Below are 3,751 nucleotides of genomic sequence, written 5' to 3'. Positions count from 1 at the left end.
ACCCGGGCCCTCGCCCGCCTGGGCGAGTCCGGCCTGTCCACCAAGGACCCCCTCCAGGCCTACATGGCCGAGGTGCAGCGCCACCCCCTCCTGACGCGGGAGGAGGAAGTCGCGCTTGCCCGGAAATACCGGGAAACGGGAGACGTGGGGGCGGCCTACCGGCTGGTGGCCTCCAACCTGCGCCTGGTCGTCAAGCTGGCGCACGAGTACCACCGCAACCCGCTGTCCCTGCTGGACCTGGTGCAGGAGGGCAACATCGGGCTGATGCAGGCGGTGAAGAAGTATGACCCGGAGCGGGGCGTGAAGCTCAGCAGCTACGCCGCGTGGTGGATTCGGGCCTACATCCTCCGCTACATCATGGACAACTGGAAGATGGTGAAGCTGGGGACCACCGAGGCCCAGCGGAAGCTCTTCTTCAAGCTGCGCCAGGAGCAGGAGAAGCTCATCGCCCAGGGCTTCGAGGCCAGCCCCAAGCTCCTGGCGGAGCGGCTCAACGTCAGCGAGCAGGACGTGGTGGAGATGGACCAGCGGCTGGGGCACGACGAGGTGTCCATCGACGCGCCGCTGCGCGGGGACGAGGACTCGGGCGCGACGCGCGCGGACCGCTACCTGCCCTCCACCTCCATGCCCGCCGACGAGCGGCTCGGCGCCGAGCAGCTCAAGGCCCTCTTCCACGAGAAGCTGGCCGAGTTCGCCCAGACGCTGGAGGGCAAGGAGCGCTTCATCTTCGAGAAGCGCCTCGTCTCCGACGAGCCCCTCACGCTCCAGGACATCGGCGACAAGTACGGCGTCAGCCGCGAGCGCGCCCGGCAGATTGAGGCCGCCCTCATCAAGCGGATGCGCGAGTTCATGCGCGAGCGCATCCCCGACTTCGACCTCGTTGCGACGCCAAAGGAATCCGCCTGACGGCCCGTAGCAGACCGGACAGCCGGGGGAGCCCCGAGTACACGGCCGGGCGGGAGCGATATGCTACCCCCCCGGCGCCGTTCACCGCGGACCTCAGGGGGCCTTCACATGTACCGCTTCACCCGCCTCGCGGGAGTGTGTCTCGTCTTCGCCACGCTGGTGGCGCTCACCGGCTGCTCCGGCTCGCTCCGGAAGAACTACATGCGGGACAAGGCGGCGGAGCACGTCTACCAGAAGTCGCTGGTGGAGGTGTGGCCGCGCGTCCACGACGTGCTGAAGGACAAGGGCTACTCGTGGCGGGAGAACCCGGGGCGCTTCGTGCTGGAGACGGAGTGGCGGGACGCGGGCGGCGGTACGCTGGGCCCCTCCACCCAGTCCAAGTTCCTGGTGGAGGGCGTCACCCGGCCCAATGGGGGCGTCATCCTGAGGGTGCAGCGGCTGGACCGCACCACCCAGGAGATTGGCACCAACTACACGCGTGGCGCGATTCGCACGCAGACGGACCGGGCCATCGCCATCAACAGCGGTGGCGCCCGCAGCACGTTGCCCACGCAGCAGACCTTCGCTCGTGATTTGCAGCTGGAGCTGGAGCTGCTCCAGCGCATCGACCCCGACGCCGCCGCGAAGCTGGAGGCGGACGCCCTGAGCGCCCACCCCTGAAGCCCCGCCCGAGCGCCCCTACTTCTTCCAGGGGCGTGAAATCACGCAGGCGTTGATGCCGCCCACGCCCATGGACAGCTTGCCCGCGCAGCCCGCGGGCGCCGCCACCGCGTCGTCGAAGACGAAGCGGCCGTGGACGCGGGAAATCTGCTTGTTGAGCTCCGCCTGCTTCAGCGGCGTGGGGAACACCTTGCCCTGGCCGTAGCCGAGGTACTGCGCCGTCAGCTCCCAGCCGCCGCCCGCGGACATGCCGTGGCCGAAGGTGCCCTTGCGCGCGGTAATCAGCACGGACTCGGGCATCACGTCGCGCAGGTTCTGCACCTCCAGGAAGTCTCCCGGGGTGGCGGTGGCGTGCAAGTCCCAGCTGCCCACGTCCGCGGGGGTGAGGCCGGCGGCGGCCAGCGCCTCGCGGATGGCCAGCGTGGGGCCCTCCTTGGACGGGGTGATGATGTGGTCCGCGTCCGCGGTGACGCCCACGGCGACGGGCTCCATGCCCAGCGGCTTGAAGCCCTTGGCGGTGAAGTGCTCCAAGTCCCCCAGCACCCACACCACCGAGCCGCCGGCGATGTGCGTGCCGCGCAGCGCGGTGAGGGGCTTGGAGACGGCGGCGTCCGCGGAGATGACGCGGGCGTTGTAGAAGCCGCCCACGACGAGCGGGGTGGGCGGCGGGTCCGTCATGCCCATGACGACGGCCTTGGCCTGGCCCAGCTGGATGGCGTTGATGGCCAGCCGCAGCCCGTAGCCGAAGGACGAGCACGCGGCCACCGGGGCGAACGTCATGCCGGTGATGCGCCCCAGCATCGAAATCTGCGAGGCGGGCGTGTTGTGGATGTTCCACAGCACGTTGGAGGACACCGCGTTCCAGGGCGGCTCCGGCGAGTTCCACTTCTTTTGCAGCCGCGCGTTGCGGGTGCGCTTCTCCTTGATGACGGCCAGCTTGGCGGACTCGACGTCGCCCTCGTCCGGCACGCCGAGCGCTTCAATCTCGCGCAGCTCCGCCAGGTACTCGCGCAGCTCCGTGGAGCGGCCGGCCCAGTAGTGCCACCAGGCGTCCTCGGCCTCGTCGCGCACGGCCTCGTCCACGGTGGACGGCTCCGGCGGCAGGCCCGGCAGCGGCTCGCGCGTCTCCAGCCACTGGCGCAGCACCGCGTTGCGCTCCGGGGCCGCCCAGAAGCGGTCCCACCGGCGCTGGGCGCGGTACAAGTCCAGCGAGATGGACTGGATGGTGGGCAAATCGCCCAGGCCGGTGCCGATATAGACGTGCGCGCGGGGCCCCAGCGCCTGAAGCTCCTGCTCCAGGCCGGGGTTCTGCGCCAGCGACTGGATGAACGCGCCGATGGCGAACTGCGTCGGCTGGCCCATCTTCCGCTCGAGCTGCGAGAAGCGGCTGCCCGGGAAGCGGGCGTCAATCCACGGCTTGTACTCCGCCAGGTCGAACTCGGGCATCCCCACGAGGAAGTTGTCCGGCCCGAAGCCGTTGAAGGGGGACAGCCAGCTTTCGGAGGTCGCGAGATTCTTCTCGAAAGCTTCGATGTTCCTGGACCGGGGGGCGACGACGCCCCAGCCGAAGATTCCTACTCTGCGCACGTGAGGGCTTCCTTCGCCGCTAGGGGGAGAGCGGCTCGATTTTCAGATTGTCGAAGTGGACGCGGGTCTTCCAACCCGAGAACCCGAAGAACTGGTTGCGCGGCCCCTGCAGCGGAGCGGGGTCCTGGAGGGAGAGGAAGGGCTGGCCATCCAGCTCCCAGGCGATGTGGCCGCCGCGGCGGGTGATGCGGAAGTGGTGGCGCTTGCCGGGCACCACCGCCCGGCCGTCGCGCACCGCGCGGTCATTGGTGTGCTCGTTCTGCCGGGCGATGGCGGACTGGGTGTTGCGCCAGCCGCCGAAGATGAAGACGTAGCCCGTGGCCGTGTACTGCAGGCGCAAGTCCCCGGCGTAGAAGGAGCGGCCGTCGCCCCAGGCCTCCACCTTGATGTCGCCGTCGGGGCTGTCCGTCCAGGCGTCGAACTCGATGGTGGCGTTGGCGGGCAGGGGCTGCTTGAGCCACACGGGGCGGTTGTGGATGAGCTCCACCACGAGCGCGCCGTCCACCAGCTTCGTGGCGGCGGCGTTGGTGACGTTCCAGGCGTCGCCCAGCTCGGCGCGGTTGAAGTCGTCCGCGTAGGGGCCGGGAGGCGGCAGGGG

Annotated in this window: 4 protein-coding genes; 2 read left to right on the top strand and 2 right to left on the bottom strand. The window is 69.7% G+C overall.

What is annotated here, in order from left to right:
* Together HG543_RS52270 and HG543_RS52265 are read left to right on the top strand one after the other, a co-directional pair.
* Positions 1-906, top strand: a 906-nt coding sequence (locus HG543_RS52270; RefSeq protein ID WP_169352460.1) for a sigma-70 family RNA polymerase sigma factor, incomplete at its 5' end; no start/stop codon positions are given.
* Between the two features lie 108 nt (positions 907-1,014).
* Positions 1,015-1,566 (top strand): hypothetical protein, encoded by a 552-nt coding sequence (locus tag HG543_RS52265; protein ID WP_171819113.1) that lies wholly within the window; start codon positions 1,015-1,017, stop codon positions 1,564-1,566.
* An 18-nt stretch (positions 1,567-1,584) separates the two neighbouring features.
* Here HG543_RS52265 and HG543_RS52260 read toward each other — a convergent pair whose 3' ends face one another.
* Both HG543_RS52260 and HG543_RS52255 read right to left on the bottom strand, forming a co-directional pair.
* On the bottom strand, positions 1,585-3,153 hold the full coding sequence (locus tag HG543_RS52260; RefSeq protein WP_169352458.1) for a beta-ketoacyl synthase N-terminal-like domain-containing protein: 1,569 nt from the start codon (positions 3,151-3,153) through the stop codon (positions 1,585-1,587).
* A 19-nt stretch (positions 3,154-3,172) separates the two neighbouring features.
* The coding region (locus HG543_RS52255; protein ID WP_500690514.1) for a DUF6250 domain-containing protein at positions 3,173-3,751 on the bottom strand (579 nt) is incomplete at its 5' end.

The sequence above is a fragment of the Pyxidicoccus fallax genome (genome assembly GCF_012933655.1).
GTDB lineage: Bacteria > Myxococcota > Myxococcia > Myxococcales > Myxococcaceae > Myxococcus > Myxococcus fallax.
The sequence above is the reverse complement of the archived record's forward strand: the minus strand, read 5'-3'. Positions and strand labels throughout refer to the sequence as shown.

Bases quoted from the DNA above. Each gene is read 5' to 3' on its own strand.
- HG543_RS52265 (WP_171819113.1), top strand. From the start codon at position 1,015: ATGTACCGCTTCACCCGCCTCGCGGGAGTGTGTCTCGTCTTCGCCACG.